13 protein-coding genes are annotated in these 14,032 nt (G+C 71.2%); 9 read left to right on the forward strand and 4 right to left on the reverse strand.

The features are described 5' to 3' along the window. The first annotated feature begins 18 nt into the window (after nucleotides 1-18). Together rimI and tsaD are read left to right on the forward strand one after the other, a co-directional pair. Nucleotides 19-489: a ribosomal protein S18-alanine N-acetyltransferase gene (gene rimI, locus ABZ840_RS13940; RefSeq protein WP_361558817.1), complete on the forward strand. Its 471-nt coding sequence runs from the start codon at nucleotides 19-21 to the stop codon at nucleotides 487-489. Beyond that, nucleotides 482-1,630: a tRNA (adenosine(37)-N6)-threonylcarbamoyltransferase complex transferase subunit TsaD gene (tsaD, locus tag ABZ840_RS13945; protein WP_361558311.1), complete on the forward strand. Its 1,149-nt coding sequence runs from the start codon at nucleotides 482-484 to the stop codon at nucleotides 1,628-1,630. Before rimI ends, tsaD begins: the two co-directional genes overlap by 8 nt. Here the strand turns inward: tsaD and ABZ840_RS13950 are convergent, their stop codons facing one another. Then, entirely contained in the window at nucleotides 1,631-2,884 is a 1,254-nt protein-coding gene (locus ABZ840_RS13950) for an SAM-dependent methyltransferase (RefSeq protein WP_361558314.1), read from the reverse strand. Nucleotides 2,885-3,191: 307 nt separating this feature from the next. On the opposite strand from ABZ840_RS13950, the gene groES reads away from it, so the two are divergent. Together groES and groL are read left to right on the forward strand one after the other, a co-directional pair. Then, a complete protein-coding gene (gene groES / locus ABZ840_RS13955; protein ID WP_019329594.1) occupies nucleotides 3,192-3,500 on the forward strand; it encodes a co-chaperone GroES in 309 nt (102 codons plus the stop codon). Nucleotides 3,501-3,629: 129 nt separating this feature from the next. Further along, complete coding sequence (groL, locus tag ABZ840_RS13960; protein ID WP_361558318.1) at nucleotides 3,630-5,252, forward strand: chaperonin GroEL; 1,623 nt, start codon at nucleotides 3,630-3,632, stop codon at nucleotides 5,250-5,252. Between the two features lie 174 nt (nucleotides 5,253-5,426). Here groL and ABZ840_RS13965 read toward each other — a convergent pair whose 3' ends face one another. Further along, on the reverse strand, nucleotides 5,427-6,200 hold the full coding sequence (locus ABZ840_RS13965) for an SDR family oxidoreductase (protein ID WP_361558321.1): 774 nt from the start codon (nucleotides 6,198-6,200) through the stop codon (nucleotides 5,427-5,429). Between the two features lie 227 nt (nucleotides 6,201-6,427). Here ABZ840_RS13965 and ABZ840_RS13970 point away from each other — a divergent pair, with 227 nt between their 5' ends. Beyond that, nucleotides 6,428-7,339 carry a LysR family transcriptional regulator gene (locus ABZ840_RS13970; protein ID WP_361558324.1) on the forward strand — a complete coding sequence of 304 codons (912 nt, stop codon included), beginning with the start codon at nucleotides 6,428-6,430 and terminating at the stop codon, nucleotides 7,337-7,339. Between the two features lie 97 nt (nucleotides 7,340-7,436). Here ABZ840_RS13970 and ABZ840_RS13975 read toward each other — a convergent pair whose 3' ends face one another. Further along, nucleotides 7,437-7,766: a WhiB family transcriptional regulator gene (locus ABZ840_RS13975; protein WP_361558327.1), complete on the reverse strand. Its 330-nt coding sequence runs from the start codon at nucleotides 7,764-7,766 to the stop codon at nucleotides 7,437-7,439. Between the two features lie 389 nt (nucleotides 7,767-8,155). On the opposite strand from ABZ840_RS13975, the gene ABZ840_RS13980 reads away from it, so the two are divergent. The 4 genes from ABZ840_RS13980 to ABZ840_RS13995 all read left to right on the forward strand — a co-directional run bounded on the left by ABZ840_RS13980 (nucleotide 8,156) and on the right by ABZ840_RS13995 (nucleotide 12,602). Then, nucleotides 8,156-8,767 carry a response regulator transcription factor gene (locus tag ABZ840_RS13980; protein WP_003948568.1) on the forward strand — a complete coding sequence of 204 codons (612 nt, stop codon included), beginning with the start codon at nucleotides 8,156-8,158 and terminating at the stop codon, nucleotides 8,765-8,767. A gap of 373 nt (nucleotides 8,768-9,140) precedes the next feature. After that, on the forward strand, nucleotides 9,141-9,716 hold the full coding sequence (locus ABZ840_RS13985) for a sigma-70 family RNA polymerase sigma factor (RefSeq protein WP_030262963.1): 576 nt from the start codon (nucleotides 9,141-9,143) through the stop codon (nucleotides 9,714-9,716). 159 nt (nucleotides 9,717-9,875) lie between these two features. Continuing rightward, nucleotides 9,876-11,375, forward strand: coding sequence for an IMP dehydrogenase (gene guaB / locus ABZ840_RS13990; RefSeq protein WP_361558331.1), 1,500 nt, complete (start codon nucleotides 9,876-9,878; stop codon nucleotides 11,373-11,375). 117 nt (nucleotides 11,376-11,492) lie between these two features. Further along, complete coding sequence (locus ABZ840_RS13995; protein WP_361558334.1) at nucleotides 11,493-12,602, forward strand: GuaB3 family IMP dehydrogenase-related protein; 1,110 nt, start codon at nucleotides 11,493-11,495, stop codon at nucleotides 12,600-12,602. A 66-nt stretch (nucleotides 12,603-12,668) separates the two neighbouring features. On the opposite strand, the gene ABZ840_RS14000 is transcribed toward ABZ840_RS13995, so the two are convergent. Next, entirely contained in the window at nucleotides 12,669-13,919 is a 1,251-nt protein-coding gene (locus ABZ840_RS14000) for a nucleotide sugar dehydrogenase (RefSeq protein ID WP_361558337.1), read from the reverse strand. Nucleotides 13,920-14,032: the final 113 nt, after the last annotated feature.

Consider the following 14,032-nt stretch of genomic DNA (forward strand, 5'->3'; position numbering starts at 1 on the left):
GCCGCCGTGCTGCGCGAGATGCGCTGGTGGGACATCGAGCCGGTACTGGCGCTGGAGGAGGAGCTGTTCCCCGAGGACGCCTGGTCCCGGGGGATGTTCTGGTCCGAGCTGGCGCACTCCCGCGGGCGCGGCGCGAACCGCCACTACACCGTCGCCGAGCAGGACGGCCGGCTCGTCGGCTACGGCGGGCTCGCCGCCGTCGACGGCACCGGCGACGTCCAGACCATCGCCACGGCCCGCGACCAGTGGGGCTCCGGGCTCGGCGCACGGCTGCTGACCGACCTGCTCACCGCCGCCAACACCTTCGAGTGCCACGAAGTGCTGCTCGAAGTGCGCGTCGACAACCTCCGCGCCCAGCGGCTGTACGAACGCTTCGGCTTCGAGCCCATCGGCTTCCGCCGCGGCTACTACCAGCCGGGCAACGTCGACGCCCTGGTCATGCGCTACACCTCCGAATCCCTCGTACAAGGAACACCGATCAATGGCTGACGAACCGCTCGTCCTCGGCATCGAGACCTCCTGCGACGAAACCGGTGTCGGCATCGTCCGCGGGCACACCCTGCTGGCCGACGCGATCGCCTCCAGCGTCGACGAACACGCCCGCTACGGCGGCGTCGTCCCCGAGGTCGCCTCGCGCGCCCACCTGGAGGCGATGGTCCCCACCATCCAGCGCGCCCTGAAGGACGCCGGGGTCGCCGCCTCCGACCTGGACGGCATCGCGGTGACGGCCGGCCCGGGCCTGGCCGGAGCGCTGCTCGTCGGCACCTCGGCGGCCAAGGCGTACGCGTACGCCCTCGGCAAGCCGCTGTACGGCGTCAACCACCTCGCCTCGCACATCTGCGTCGACCAGCTCGAACACGGCGCGCTGCCCGAGCCGACGATGGCGCTGCTGGTCTCCGGCGGCCACTCCTCGCTGCTGCTCGCGCCGGACATCACCTCCGACGTGCGGCCGCTCGGCTCGACGATCGACGATGCGGCGGGCGAGGCGTTCGACAAGGTCGCACGAGTGCTGAACCTCGGCTTCCCGGGCGGCCCGGTCATCGACCGCATGGCCCGCGAGGGCGACCCGGAGGCGATCGCGTTCCCGCGCGGCCTGACCGGTTCGCGCGACCCGAAGTACGACTTCTCCTTCTCCGGCCTGAAGACCGCCGTGGCCCGCTGGATCGAGGCCAAGCGCGCGGCCGGCGAGGAGGTCCCGGTGGCCGACGTCTCGGCGTCCTTCCAGGAGGCCGTCGTGGACGTGCTGACGCGGAAGGCCGTACGGGCCTGCAAGGACCACGGCGTGGAGCACCTGATGATCGGCGGTGGCGTGGCGGCCAACTCGCGGCTGCGCGCGATGGCGGAGCGGCGCTGCGAGGACGCGGGCATCACGCTGCGCGTGCCGCGCCCGAAGCTGTGCACGGACAACGGCGCGATGGTCGCGGCCCTCGGCGCCGAGATGGTCGCGCGGAACCGGCCGCACTCCGCCTGGGAGCTGTCCGCCGACTCCTCCCTGCCGGTCACCGAGCCCCACGTGCCGGCCCCGGGCCACCAGCACCGGCACGGCGTCCCGCACTCCCACCACGGGCACGGGCACGGCCATGACCACGACCACGTGCACGAGGTCAGCAAGGACAACCTGTACTCGTGATCAGCCGCCGGCCGGCCGCGGCGCGGGCTGCCCGACGAGCATCGTCGGGGCGCCCGCGACGCGGGTGAGCAGGACCGTGGCCGCGTTCGGGCCGCGGAGCCGCACCTTGCGGCGGATCTCCTCCGGCTCGACGGCGGAGCCGCGCTTCTTGACCGTCAGCACGCCGATCTCGCGTTCACGAAGGAGTGACTTGAGCTTCTTCAGGTTGAACGGCAGCTCGTCGGTGATCTCGTAGGCGGCGGCGTACGGGGTGGCGCGCAGCTCGTCGGCGGTGATGTACGCGATGGTCTCGTCGATCAGTCCGCCGTCCAGCTCGGCGGCGGCCTCGGCGACCAGGTGGGCGCGGATGACGGCGCCGTCCGGCTCGTAGAGGTAGCGGCCCACGGGGCGCACGGGCGGGTCGGGGAGCGGCGCCGTGGTGCTGAGCGAGGCGCCCGAGGGCAGCAGGGTGGCGCGTACGGAGCCGGGCTCCGTGCCGAACCAGAGGACCGCTTCCTTCACGTCGCCGCCGTCCGAGATCCACTCCGCCGCGGCGTCCTCGGGGATCGCCTCGTGCGGGATGCCGGGCGCGATCTTCAGCGCGGCGCGCGGGGCCTTGCGCGCGGCCTCGATGGCCCAGGAGAGCGGCGGGGAGTACGCCTCGGGGTCGAAGATCCGCCCGCCCGTCGCCCGGCCACCGCCCCTCATCGACGCGCTGCGCGCGGCCCCTGCCCCCTTGCCCCCTCTGCGCGCCGGGTCCACGAAGACCGCGTCGTACGGGCTCGTGTCGATCTCCGTGACGTCCGCGCAGCGCACCTCGATCAGGTCGGCCAGGCCCAGCGCCTCGGCGTTCGCCCGCGCGACCTCCGCCGTCAGCGGGTCGTGGTCCACCGCGAGCACCTTGATCCCGGCCCGCGCGCACGCGATCGCGTCGCCGCCGATGCCGCTGCACAGATCGGCGACGGACCGTACGCCGAGCGCGGCCAGGCGCGCCGCGCGGTGCACGGCGACGGTGCGGCGGGTGGACTGCTCGACGCCGTTCGGGGTGAAGAACATCCGGTACGCGTCCTCGGCGCCGAACTTCGCGACCGCGCGCTGCCGCAGCCCGGCCTGCCCGAGGGCCGCGGACACCAGCTCGGCGGGGTGCTCGCGGCGCAGCCTGGTGGCGGTGGCGAGCTCCTGGGCGGGGTCGTGGTCGCGGAGGCCGGCCAGCAGGGCCCGGCCCTCGTCGCTGAGCAGCGCGGAGAAGGCGTCGAGAGGGTTCACCCGCCCCATTCTGGGGCAGGTCACAGGCCGCGCGGCGGCCGGGCCGACGCGGGTTCCGGGGCGCCCCGGGGAATCTTTCCGCCACGACATGAGCGCCGCATTGGCACTCCGCTTGACCGAGTGCTAACCGCGTCATAGTCTCGGCGCTGGCACTCCCCGTTGGAGAGTGCCAAACAGCGAGCCGACCGGGCGCACGCCCGGAGAGCGAGCAAAAGCTACGCGCGACGGGCAGGTCCGGCACCCGCGACGACGGATCCACCTGGTCGCCACCTCAGACAGTTAACCCCGTGAGATCTCCGAAGGGGGAGGTCGGATCGTGACGACCGCCAGCTCCAAGGTTGCCATCAAGCCGCTCGAGGACCGCATTGTGGTCCAGCCGCTCGACGCCGAGCAGACCACGGCTTCGGGCCTGGTCATTCCGGACACCGCCAAGGAGAAGCCCCAGGAGGGCGTCGTCCTGGCCGTGGGCCCGGGCCGCTTCGAGGACGGCAACCGTCTTCCGCTCGACGTTTCCGTCGGCGACGTCGTGCTCTACAGCAAGTACGGCGGCACCGAGGTGAAGTACAACGGCGAGGAGTACCTCGTCCTCTCGGCTCGCGACGTTCTCGCGATCGTCGAGAAGTAAGCCGGGACCTGGGATTTCCCAGGCCGACGCTTCACCCCAGCTGTTCTGACCTGCGCCCCTGGTTCCCGCGTCTCACCACCCGGGGCAGGGGCGCAGTTCGTTGAGAGTACGACTAAGGACACGTAACTCATGGCGAAGATTCTGAAGTTCGACGAGGACGCCCGTCGCGCCCTCGAGCGCGGCGTCAACAAGCTTGCCGACACCGTCAAGGTGACGATCGGCCCCAAGGGCCGCAACGTCGTCATCGACAAGAAGTTCGGCGCCCCGACCATCACCAACGACGGTGTCACCATCGCCCGCGAGGTCGAGGTCGACGACCCGTACGAGAACCTCGGCGCCCAGCTGGTGAAGGAGGTGGCGACCAAGACCAACGACATCGCTGGTGACGGCACCACCACCGCCACCGTCCTGGCCCAGGCGCTGGTCCGTGAGGGTCTGCGCAACGTCGCCGCCGGTGCCTCCCCCGCCGCCCTGAAGAAGGGCATCGACGCCGCCGTCAAGGCCGTGTCCGACGACCTGCTCTCGACGGCCCGCCCGATCGACGAGAAGTCCGACATCGCCGCCGTCGCCGGCCTGTCCGCCCAGGACAAGCAGGTCGGCGAGCTCATCGCCGAGGCGATGGACAAGGTCGGCAAGGACGGTGTCATCACCGTCGAGGAGTCCAACACCTTCGGCCTGGAGCTCGACTTCACCGAGGGCATGGCCTTCGACAAGGGCTACCTCTCCCCGTACATGGTCACCGACCAGGAGCGGATGGAGGCCGTCCTCGAGGACCCGTACATCCTCATCCACCAGGGCAAGATCGGTTCGATCCAGGACCTGCTGCCGCTGCTGGAGAAGGTCATCCAGGCCGGCTCCTCCAAGCCGCTGCTGATCATCGCCGAGGACGTCGAGGGCGAGGCCCTGTCGACCCTGGTCGTGAACAAGATCCGTGGCACCTTCAACGCCGTCGCGGTGAAGGCCCCCGGCTTCGGCGACCGCCGCAAGGCGATGCTCGGCGACATGGCCACCCTCACCGGTGCGACCGTCATCGCCGAGGAGGTCGGCCTCAAGCTCGACCAGGCCGGTCTGGACGTGCTGGGCACCGCCCGCCGCGTGACCGTGACCAAGGACGACACCACCATCGTCGACGGTGGCGGCAACTCCGAGGACGTCGCGGGCCGCGTCAACCAGATCAAGGCCGAGATCGAGTCCACCGACTCGGACTGGGACCGCGAGAAGCTCCAGGAGCGCCTCGCCAAGCTCGCCGGTGGCGTCTGCGTCATCCGCGTGGGTGCGGCCACCGAGGTCGAGCTCAAGGAGAAGAAGCACCGTCTGGAGGACGCCATCTCCGCGACCCGCGCCGCGGTCGAGGAGGGCATCGTCTCCGGTGGTGGCTCCGCTCTGGTCCACGCCGTCAAGGTGCTCGAGGGCAACCTCGGCAAGGAGGGCGACGAGGCCACCGGTGTCGCCGTCGTCCGCCGCGCCGCCGTCGAGCCGCTGCGCTGGATCGCCGAGAACGCCGGTCTCGAGGGCTACGTCATCACCTCCAAGGTGGCCGAGCTCGACAAGGGCAACGGCTTCAACGCCGCCACCGGTGAGTACGGCGACCTGGTGAAGGCCGGCGTCATCGACCCGGTCAAGGTCACCCGCTCCGCCCTGGAGAACGCCGCCTCCATCGCCTCCCTGCTGCTCACGACCGAGACCCTGGTCGTCGAGAAGCCGGCCGAGGAGGAGCCCGAGGCCGGTCACGGCCACGGTCACTCGCACTGAGTGAGCCCCTCTTTGCGGCTAAACCTCCCCCAGCTACCGCTGGGAGGTACCCCCAGCCGCTCTCGCGGACCTGGTAACTCGCCGCGGGGGTAACTCGAGCGGTGGTTGCGGTACGAATGGGCCCGGCATCTCCCAGAGAGGTGCCGGGCCCGTCGTCTTTCGATCGCGTGCGGGCTACTGCGGCCCGTACTTGCGGCCCGTGCGGGAGGTGACGCCGCCCAGGAGGTTGCGCGGGGCGAGCTTCACCACGCCCATCAGGGCCTTGTACCGGGGGTCGGGGATGGACAGCGAACGGCCCCTGGCCAGGTCCTTCATCGCGGCGTCGACCAGGTTGTCGGCGTCCAGCCACATCCAGCCGGGGATGTTGTCCGTGCCCATGCCCGCGCGCTCGTGGAACTCGGTACGGACGAAGCCCGGGCACAGCGCCATCAGCCGCACGCCGCTCCCCGCCAGGTCGCGCGCCGCGCCCTGGGTGAACTGCACGACCCACGCCTTGCTCGCGCCGTAGGTCCCGCGCGGGACGAAGGCCGCGACCGAGGCGACGTTCACCACCCCGCCGCGCCGCCGCTCGCGCATCCCCTTCACCGCAGCCGACGTCAGCCGCAGCACCGCCTCGCAGTGCACCTTCAGCATCGTCAGCTCGTCGGCCATGGGCACTTCGAGGAACTCGCCCTTGTTGCCGAAGCCCGCGTTGTTCACGAGCAGGTCCACCGGGTGCTTCCGGTCGTCCAGCCGTTCCTCGACGGCCGTGATGCCCTCCTCCGTCGCCAGGTCGGCCACCAGCACCCCGACCTCGACGCCGTGCCGGTCGTGCAGTTCGGCCGCATGATTGCGCAGCTTCTCTTCGTTACGGGCCACCAGCACCAGGTTGTGTCCGTCGGCCGCCAGCCGGCGTGCGAACGCCGCTCCGATGCCCGCCGTCGCTCCCGTGACCAATGCAGTCGTCATAAGAGAACGCTATCGGCCCGGAGCCGCCCCGCCCGCCGGGGCGGCGAGTCGCCAGGCGCTGTGTGCGGTAAGGGGCCTGGGTGCCGGGACCGATGCCATTCGGTCCATTGACGGTGGGTTTCGCGCCGAACGTCCGCCCGGAATGCCTGCCTCCTGCGGGCTTCGGTCGCTCCAAAGCGGTGACCGAATATTCCGACTGCGCCCCAAGTAGTGCTTATGCTTGAGGAATGATCGAGGCCCGTCATCTCCGTGTGCTGCGCGCCGTCGCGCGGACCGGCTCCTTCTCCGCCGCCGCACGGGAGCTCGGCTGCACCCAGCCCGCCGTCTCCCAGCAGATAAAGGCGCTGGAACAGTCGGCGGGCACGCCGCTGATCGTCCGCACCGGCCGTGAAATGCGTCTCACGGAAGCGGGCGAGGCCCTCGTACGGCACGCCGCCGGCATCCTCGCCGGGCTCACCGCCGCCGAGGAGGAGGTCGCCGCGATCGCCGGGCTGCGGGCCGGGCGGGTGCGGCTGGTGTCCTTCCCCTCGGGCAGCTCCACTCTGGTGCCGACCGCGCTCGCCGCGATGCGGTCAGCGCACCCCGGTACGGCGGTGTCGCTGGACGAGGCGGAGCCGCCGCGCTCCATCGAGATGCTGCGCGGCGGGGACTGCGAGATCGCGCTGGCCTTCCGCTACCCCGAAGTGCCGGGCGCCGACCCGGCCGCCGAGTCCGAATGGGACGACCTGGTGGTCCGCCGGGTGCTCACCGACCGGCTGGTGGGACTCGTGCCCGAGCAGCACCGGTTCGCGGGCGTCGGCCGGGCCGGCTTCGCCGAACTGGCCGAGGAGCCGTGGATCGCGGGCTGCCCGCGCTGCCGCCGGCACCTGGTCTCGGTGTGCGAGAACGCCGGTTTCACGCCGCGCATCGACTTCGCCACCGACGACTATCCGGCCGTGATCGGCCTGGTCGGCGCAGGGCTGGGCGTCGCCGCGCTCCCGGAGCTGGCGCTGTCCTCGGTACGGCCCAAGGGCGCGCGCACGATCCTGCTGGAGCCGGTCGTGCAGCGCGAGATCGTGGCCCTCACCCTCCCGGACCTGGCCCAGGTCCCGGCGGTGACGGCGATGCTCGACCAGCTGGCGGCCGCGGGCCGCCGCTGACCGTCCCGTACCGCTCTCCCGGCGGTACGGGAGGCCGCACCGCCGTCGGCGGACGCGGTGGAGAAACGTTTCGTCTGTTCGGGTGTCGTCCCCGGCGTCAGCCGCCGGACATCGTCGCGTGCCCCGGGCCGCCCGCCGGCACCAGGCGGTGGCGGGCCCGGCCCATCAGCTCTTCCCTCTCGTCCTCGGTCAGTCCTCCCCAGACGCCGTAGGGCTCGCGAACGGCCAGCGCATGCGCCGCGCACTCGGCGCGTACCGGGCAGCGCATGCAGACCTCTTTCGCCGACGTCTCACGCGCGCTGCGGGCCGCACCGCGCTCGCCCTCGGGGTGGAAGAAGAGCGAACTGTCCACGCCGCGGCAGGCGGCGAGCAGTTGCCAGTCCCAGAGGTCTGCGTTCGGGCCCGGAAGGCGGGAGAAATCTGCCATTGCTAGTCCCCTCGAAGCGTGGCGGTATCGGGCTCCTGGTCAAGACCGTACATCTACCTTCTAAGTAGATGTAAATATGACTCTTCTCGAATCTTGCCCCAGAACCAAGAAACACGGAAGAAAAGTCACCAAACAGGGCAAAGCAGACTGCTTACAGAAAGTGGGGCACCAAGGGGCGCGGGTCTTGCTGCTGCGTGTCCGGCCCCTCACATAGAGTGTCGAAAACGGCTCCTCAGCCCGTAACTCTTTCGGGTGACCGTCGTTGAGAGTGCGGAAGCGGTTGACAGAGGGACTCCCCGGGCAGGTGTCCGAGGCCGTCAATCGCACAGGTGACGATACGTACCAGCCTGGAGGCACAACGTGACGCGCATCAGCTGCGGAGGACGGCCATGACTTCCGTCCTCGTCTGCGACGACTCCCCGCTTGCCCGAGAGGCGCTCCGTCGGGCGGTTGCGACCGTCCCCGGCGTCGAGCGCGTGACGACCGCGGCCAACGGCGAGGAAGTGCTCCGCCGCTGGGGTGCCGATCGCTCGGACCTGATTCTGATGGACGTACGCATGCCCGGCCTCGGCGGTGTCGAGACCGTGCGCCGGCTGCTGTCCGCCGATCCGGGCGCCCGGATCATCATGCTCACCGTCGCGGAGGACCTCGACGGAGTGGCGCTCGCCGTCGCCGCCGGCGCCCGCGGCTATCTGCACAAGGACGCCTCGCGCGCCGAGCTGCGCGCGACCGTCACCCAGGCGCTCGCCGACCCGACCTGGCGCCTCGCCCCGCGCCGGCTGCGGTCCGCCGAGATGGGTGCGGCCCCGACGCTCACCGCGCGGGAGATCCAGGTGCTGGAGGGCATGAGCCACGGGCGGTCCAATGCCGAGATCGGGCGCGAGCTGTTCCTCTCCGAGGACACGGTCAAGACGCACGCCCGACGGCTCTTCAAGAAGCTCGGCGCCTCCGACCGGGCGCACGCCGTGGCGCTCGGCTTCCGCTGGGGCCTGGTCCGCTGAGCCGTCCGCCGCATGAGGGCACAGCGGGGCCGCGGCGCGCGCCGTCCTGACGGGGTGGCGCGTGCCACGGCCCCGCTGTGCCGCCGTCCGGCGCCGAAACCTCACGCGATGCCGCATGCTTGAGGTGTGACTCCTCCCCGGCTCCAGGGCCGGGGCTTCTCACTCGGCCAGAAGAGACCTCATGACGGACATGCCCCTGACGGTGCCGCGCGGCACCGGTGAACGCCGTGGGCGACGTCTCGGGTCCGGCATGGGCAACACCCGAAAGGGGGAGGCGTGGGACGTGAGTGCTGGCACACCGACGCATAACACTTCGGTGCACAACTACGGGGGCGATGCCGCGAACCGTGCGGCGTCAAGGCACCATGGACCGATGCGCGAGGACGGGACCCAGGAGATCGGCGGGCTCGTCGCACGTGCCGTCGAGGGGGACCGGCAGGCGACGCACGACCTCCTCGCGCACGTGCACCCGCTCGCCCTGCGCTACTGCCGTACGCGGCTCTCCAGGCTGCCCGGTGACGCGCGGCACTTCGTCGAGGACCTCGCGCAGGAGGTCTGCGTGGCGGTGCTCTGCGCGCTGCCGCGTTACCGCGACACCGGGAAGCCCTTCGAGGCGTTCGTCTTCGCCATCGCCGGTCACAAGGTCGCCGATCTGCAGCGGGCCGCGATGCGCGGACCCGGCAGCACGGCCGTGCCCTCGGACGAGATGCCGGAGCAGCCGGACGACTCGCTCGGGCCCGAGGAGCGGGCGCTGCTCAGCAGTGACGCGGAGTGGGCCAAGAAGCTGCTGGCCAGCCTGCCGGAGAACCAGCGGGAGCTGGTCCTGCTGCGGGTGGCGGTCGGGCTGACGGCGGAGGAGACCGGGCAGATGCTGGGGATGTCGCCGGGTGCCGTACGGGTCGCGCAGCACCGCGCGCTCAGCCGGCTCCGGGCGCTCGCCGAACAGTAGGCGCCGCCGCTCCGCGTACGGAGCGGGGCGGCCTCGGCGCGCCCTGATCCGTACGTGTGAAGGTACAAAAAATGCGGGTGATCTTGCTCGTGGAATGAGCCACCGGTCATTCCCGTTAGCATGGACATCCGCACTGATCAAGGCCATTGGGAAGGTGTCATGACCAACGTCGACGGAGTGCCCGGAAAATTCGCGACACTCGGGCTGACCTACGACGATGTGCTGCTGCTGCCGGGCTCCTCGGACATGGCGCCCGACCAGATCGACACCTCCTCGTACATCTCGAAGAACGTCCGCGTGAACGTCCCGCTGCTGTCCGCGGCGATGGACAAGGTCACCGAGGCCCGGATGGCGATCGCCATGGCCCGTCAGGGCGGCGTCGGCGTGCTGCACCGCAACCTCTCCATCGAGGAGCAGGCCAACCACGTCGACCTGGTCAAGCGCTCCGAGTCCGGCATGGTCACGGACCCGATCACGGTGCACCCGGACGCGACCCTGGCCGAGGCCGACGACCTCTGCGCGCGCTTCCGCATCAGCGGCGTGCCGGTGACCGACCCGGCGGGCAAGCTGCTCGGCATCGTGACCAACCGCGACATGGCCTTCGAGACCGACCGCGGCCGCCAGGTCCGTGACGTCATGACGCCGATGCCGCTGGTCACGGGCAAGGTCGGGATCTCCGGCGTGGACGCCATGGAGCTGCTGCGCCGCCACAAGATCGAGAAGCTGCCGCTGGTCGACGACTCGGGCGTCCTCAAGGGCCTCATCACGGTCAAGGACTTCGTGAAGGCCGAGCAGTACCCGAACGCCGCCAAGGACTCCGGGGGCCGGCTGCTGGTCGGTGCCGCGGTCGGCGTCGCCGGTGATTCGTACGAGCGGGCCCAGGCGCTGATCGAGTCCGGCGTGGACTTCATCGTCGTGGACACCGCGCACGGCCACTCCCGGCTGGTCGGCGACATGGTCGCCAAGATCAAGTCGAACTCCTCCGTCGACGTGGTCGGCGGCAACGTCGCCACCCGTGACGGCGCCCAGGCGCTGATCGACGCCGGCGTGGACGGCATCAAGGTCGGCGTCGGCCCCGGCTCCATCTGCACCACCCGCGTGGTCGCCGGCATCGGCGTCCCGCAGGTCACCGCGATCTACGAGGCCTCGCTCGCCGCGAAGGAGGCCGGTGTCCCGGTCATCGGCGACGGCGGCCTGCAGTACAGCGGTGACATCGCGAAGGCCCTGGTCGCGGGCGCCGACACGGTCATGCTGGGCTCGCTCCTCGCCGGCTGCGAGGAGTCCCCGGGCGAGCTGATGTTCATCAACGGCAAGCAGTTCAAGTCCTACCGGGGCATGGGCTCGCTCGGCGCGATGCAGACCCGCGGCGACCGCAAGTCCTTCTCCAAGGACCGGTACTTCCAGGAGGGCGTCGCCTCCGACGAGAAGCTGGTGCCCGAGGGCATCGAGGGCCAGGTGCCCTACCGCGGCCCGCTCTCCTCGGTCGTCCACCAGCTCGCCGGCGGCCTGCGCCAGTCGATGTTCTACGTCGGCGGCCGCACGGTCCCGGAGCTCCAGGAGCGGGGCCGCTTCGTGCGGATCACCTCGGCCGGCCTCAAGGAGAGCCACCCGCACGACATCCAGATGACGGTCGAGGCACCGAACTACAACGCCCGCTGAGCGGGTAGGCCCGGTTCCGGGCCACACGGCTTGAGGGGGAGCCCGCGGACGCCCGTCCGCGGGCTCCTCAGCGTGTCGGGGATACTGGAACGGCAGACACAGAGGAAAGGCCACACAGTGACTGAGATCGAGATCGGGCGCGGCAAGCGCGGCCGCCGGGCGTACGCCTTCGACGACATCGCCGTCGTACCGAGTCGGCGCACCCGCGACCCGAAGGAGGTCTCGATCGCCTGGCAGATCGACGCCTACCGGTTCGAGCTGCCGTTCCTGGCCGCGCCGATGGACTCCGTGGTCTCCCCGGAGACCGCCATCCGCATCGGTGAGCTGGGCGGCCTGGGCGTTCTCAACCTGGAAGGCCTGTGGACCCGGTACGAGGACCCGGAGCCGCTGCTCGCGGAGATCGCGGAGCTGGACGAGGCCGCCGCGACCCGCCGCCTCCAGGAGATCTACGCGGCGCCGATCAAGGAAGAGCTGATCGGCCAGCGCATCAAGGAGGTGCGCGACTCCGGTGTGGTCACCGCCGCCGCGCTCTCCCCGCAGCGCACCGCCCAGTTCTCCAAGGCCGTCGTGGACGCGGGCGTGGACATCTTCGTGATCCGCGGCACCACCGTCTCGGCCGAGCACGTCTCCAGCGCCGCCGAGCCGCTGAACCTGAAGCAGTTCATCTACGAGCTGGACGTCCCGGTCATCGTCGGCGGCTGCGCGACCTACACCGCCGCGCTGCACCTGATGCGTACCGGCGCGGCCGGCGTGCTGGTGGGCTTCGGCGGCGGCGCCGCGCACACCACCCGTAACGTCCTGGGCATCCAGGTCCCGATGGCCACCGCCGTCGCGGACGTCGCGGCCGCGCGCCGTGACTACATGGACGAGTCCGGCGGCCGGTACGTGCACGTGATCGCCGACGGCGGCGTGGGCTGGTCCGGCGACCTGCCCAAGGCCATCGCCTGCGGCGCGGACTCCGTGATGATGGGCTCCCCGCTGGCCCGCGCCACCGACGCGCCCGGCCGCGGCCACCACTGGGGCATGGAGGCCGTCCACGAGGACGTGCCGCGCGGCAAGCGCATGGACCTCGGTGCGGTCGGCACGACCGAGGAGGTGCTGCTCGGCCCGTCGCACACTCCGGACGGTTCGATGAACTTCTTCGGTGCGCTGCGCCGTGCGATGGCCACGACCGGCTACTCCGACCTGAAGGAGTTCCAGCGGGTCGAGGTCACGGTGACCGCCTGATACGCGCAGCTTCACCAGAGGGGTCCGGCCGCTGCGGCCGGACCCCTCTCGCATGCCCGCGGGCGTTCAGAGCCGGTACGCAGCCCCCGTGGGCGTGGCTCCCCGTGTGTCCAGCAGCAGCTGCGCCTTGACCGCCAGGCCCTGGAGGTCGTACGTGCGGTGGTGCTGGAGGAGCAGGGTGAGGTCGGCGCCGGAGGCGGCGTCGTAGAGGGAGTCCGCGCGGGGTACGGGGCGGCCGAGGACGCGCCACTGGGGGACGTGCGGGTCGTGGTACGTCAGGTGGGCGCCCAGCTCCAGCAGCCGGGCGGCGATCTCGCTTGCCGGTGAGCCCTCCTGGTCGGCGATGTCGGGCTTGTAGGTGACGCCGAGGAGCAGGATGCGGGCGCCGCGCGCCGATTTGCCGTGCTCGTTGAGGAGGGTGGCGCAGCGCTGGATGACGTACCGGGGCATCCGCCCGTTGACCTCCTGGGCGAGTTCGACCATGCGGAGCGGGTGGCCGCCGGACGTGCGGCCCCGGCCGGCGAGGTGGTGGGGGTCGACGGGGGCCGCGTGGCCGCCGACGCCGGGTCCGGGGCGGAAGGCCTGGAAGCCGAAGGGCTTGGTCTCGGCGCAGCGGATGACGTCCCAGAGGTCCACGTCGATGTCGTGGCAGAGGACGGCCATCTCGTTCATCAGGGCGATGTTGACGTGCCGGTAGTTGGTCTCCAGGAGGCCGGCGGTCTCGGCTTCCTTGGGCCCGCGGGCGCGGACGACCTTGTCGGTGAGCCGGCCGTAGAAGGCGGCGGCGGCCTCGGTGCAGGCGGGGGTGAGGCCGCCGATGACCTTCGGGGTGTTGGCGTGCCCGTAGCGGCGGTTGCCGGGGTCGTACCGGGCGGGGGAGCAGGCGAGGTGGAAGTCGCGCCCCGCGGTGAGGCCGGAGCCCGCTTCGAGGAGCGGGCGGAGGAATTCCTCGGTGGTACCGGGGTACCCCGCCGACTCAAGGATCACCGTGGTGTGGGGGCGCAGATGTGCGGCGAGGGTGCGGGCGGCGTCGGCCACCGCGCGCAGGTCCAGTGCGCGGTCCTCGCCGAGCGGGGTCGGGGCGCAGATGACCGCCGTACGGACCCGGCCGAGCGCGGCGGGGTCGGTGGTGGTGCGGAAGCCGGCGGTGAGCAGCCGGCGCACTTCGGTGGGGGAGAGCGGGCCGTCGGCGCCGAGCGCCGCGGCCGTGTGCGGTTCGGGGGCGTATCCGATGGTGCCGAGGCCGGCGGCGACGGCGGCCTGGGCGAGGGGGAGGCCGATGTGGCCGAGTCCGATGACGGCGAGGTCTGCGGGCATGCTGCTGGCCGTCCTTCCCGAGCGATTCCAGGTGACGCATAAGTAGACTAAGCCGACATTTGACCCAGACTGGGGATTGGCGGATCAAGGGTGCGGAGTGGCGTCTTCCCACC

Origin of the sequence: Streptomyces sp. NPDC047117 (assembly GCF_040643545.1) — a bacterium.
GTDB lineage: Bacteria > Actinomycetota > Actinomycetes > Streptomycetales > Streptomycetaceae > Streptomyces.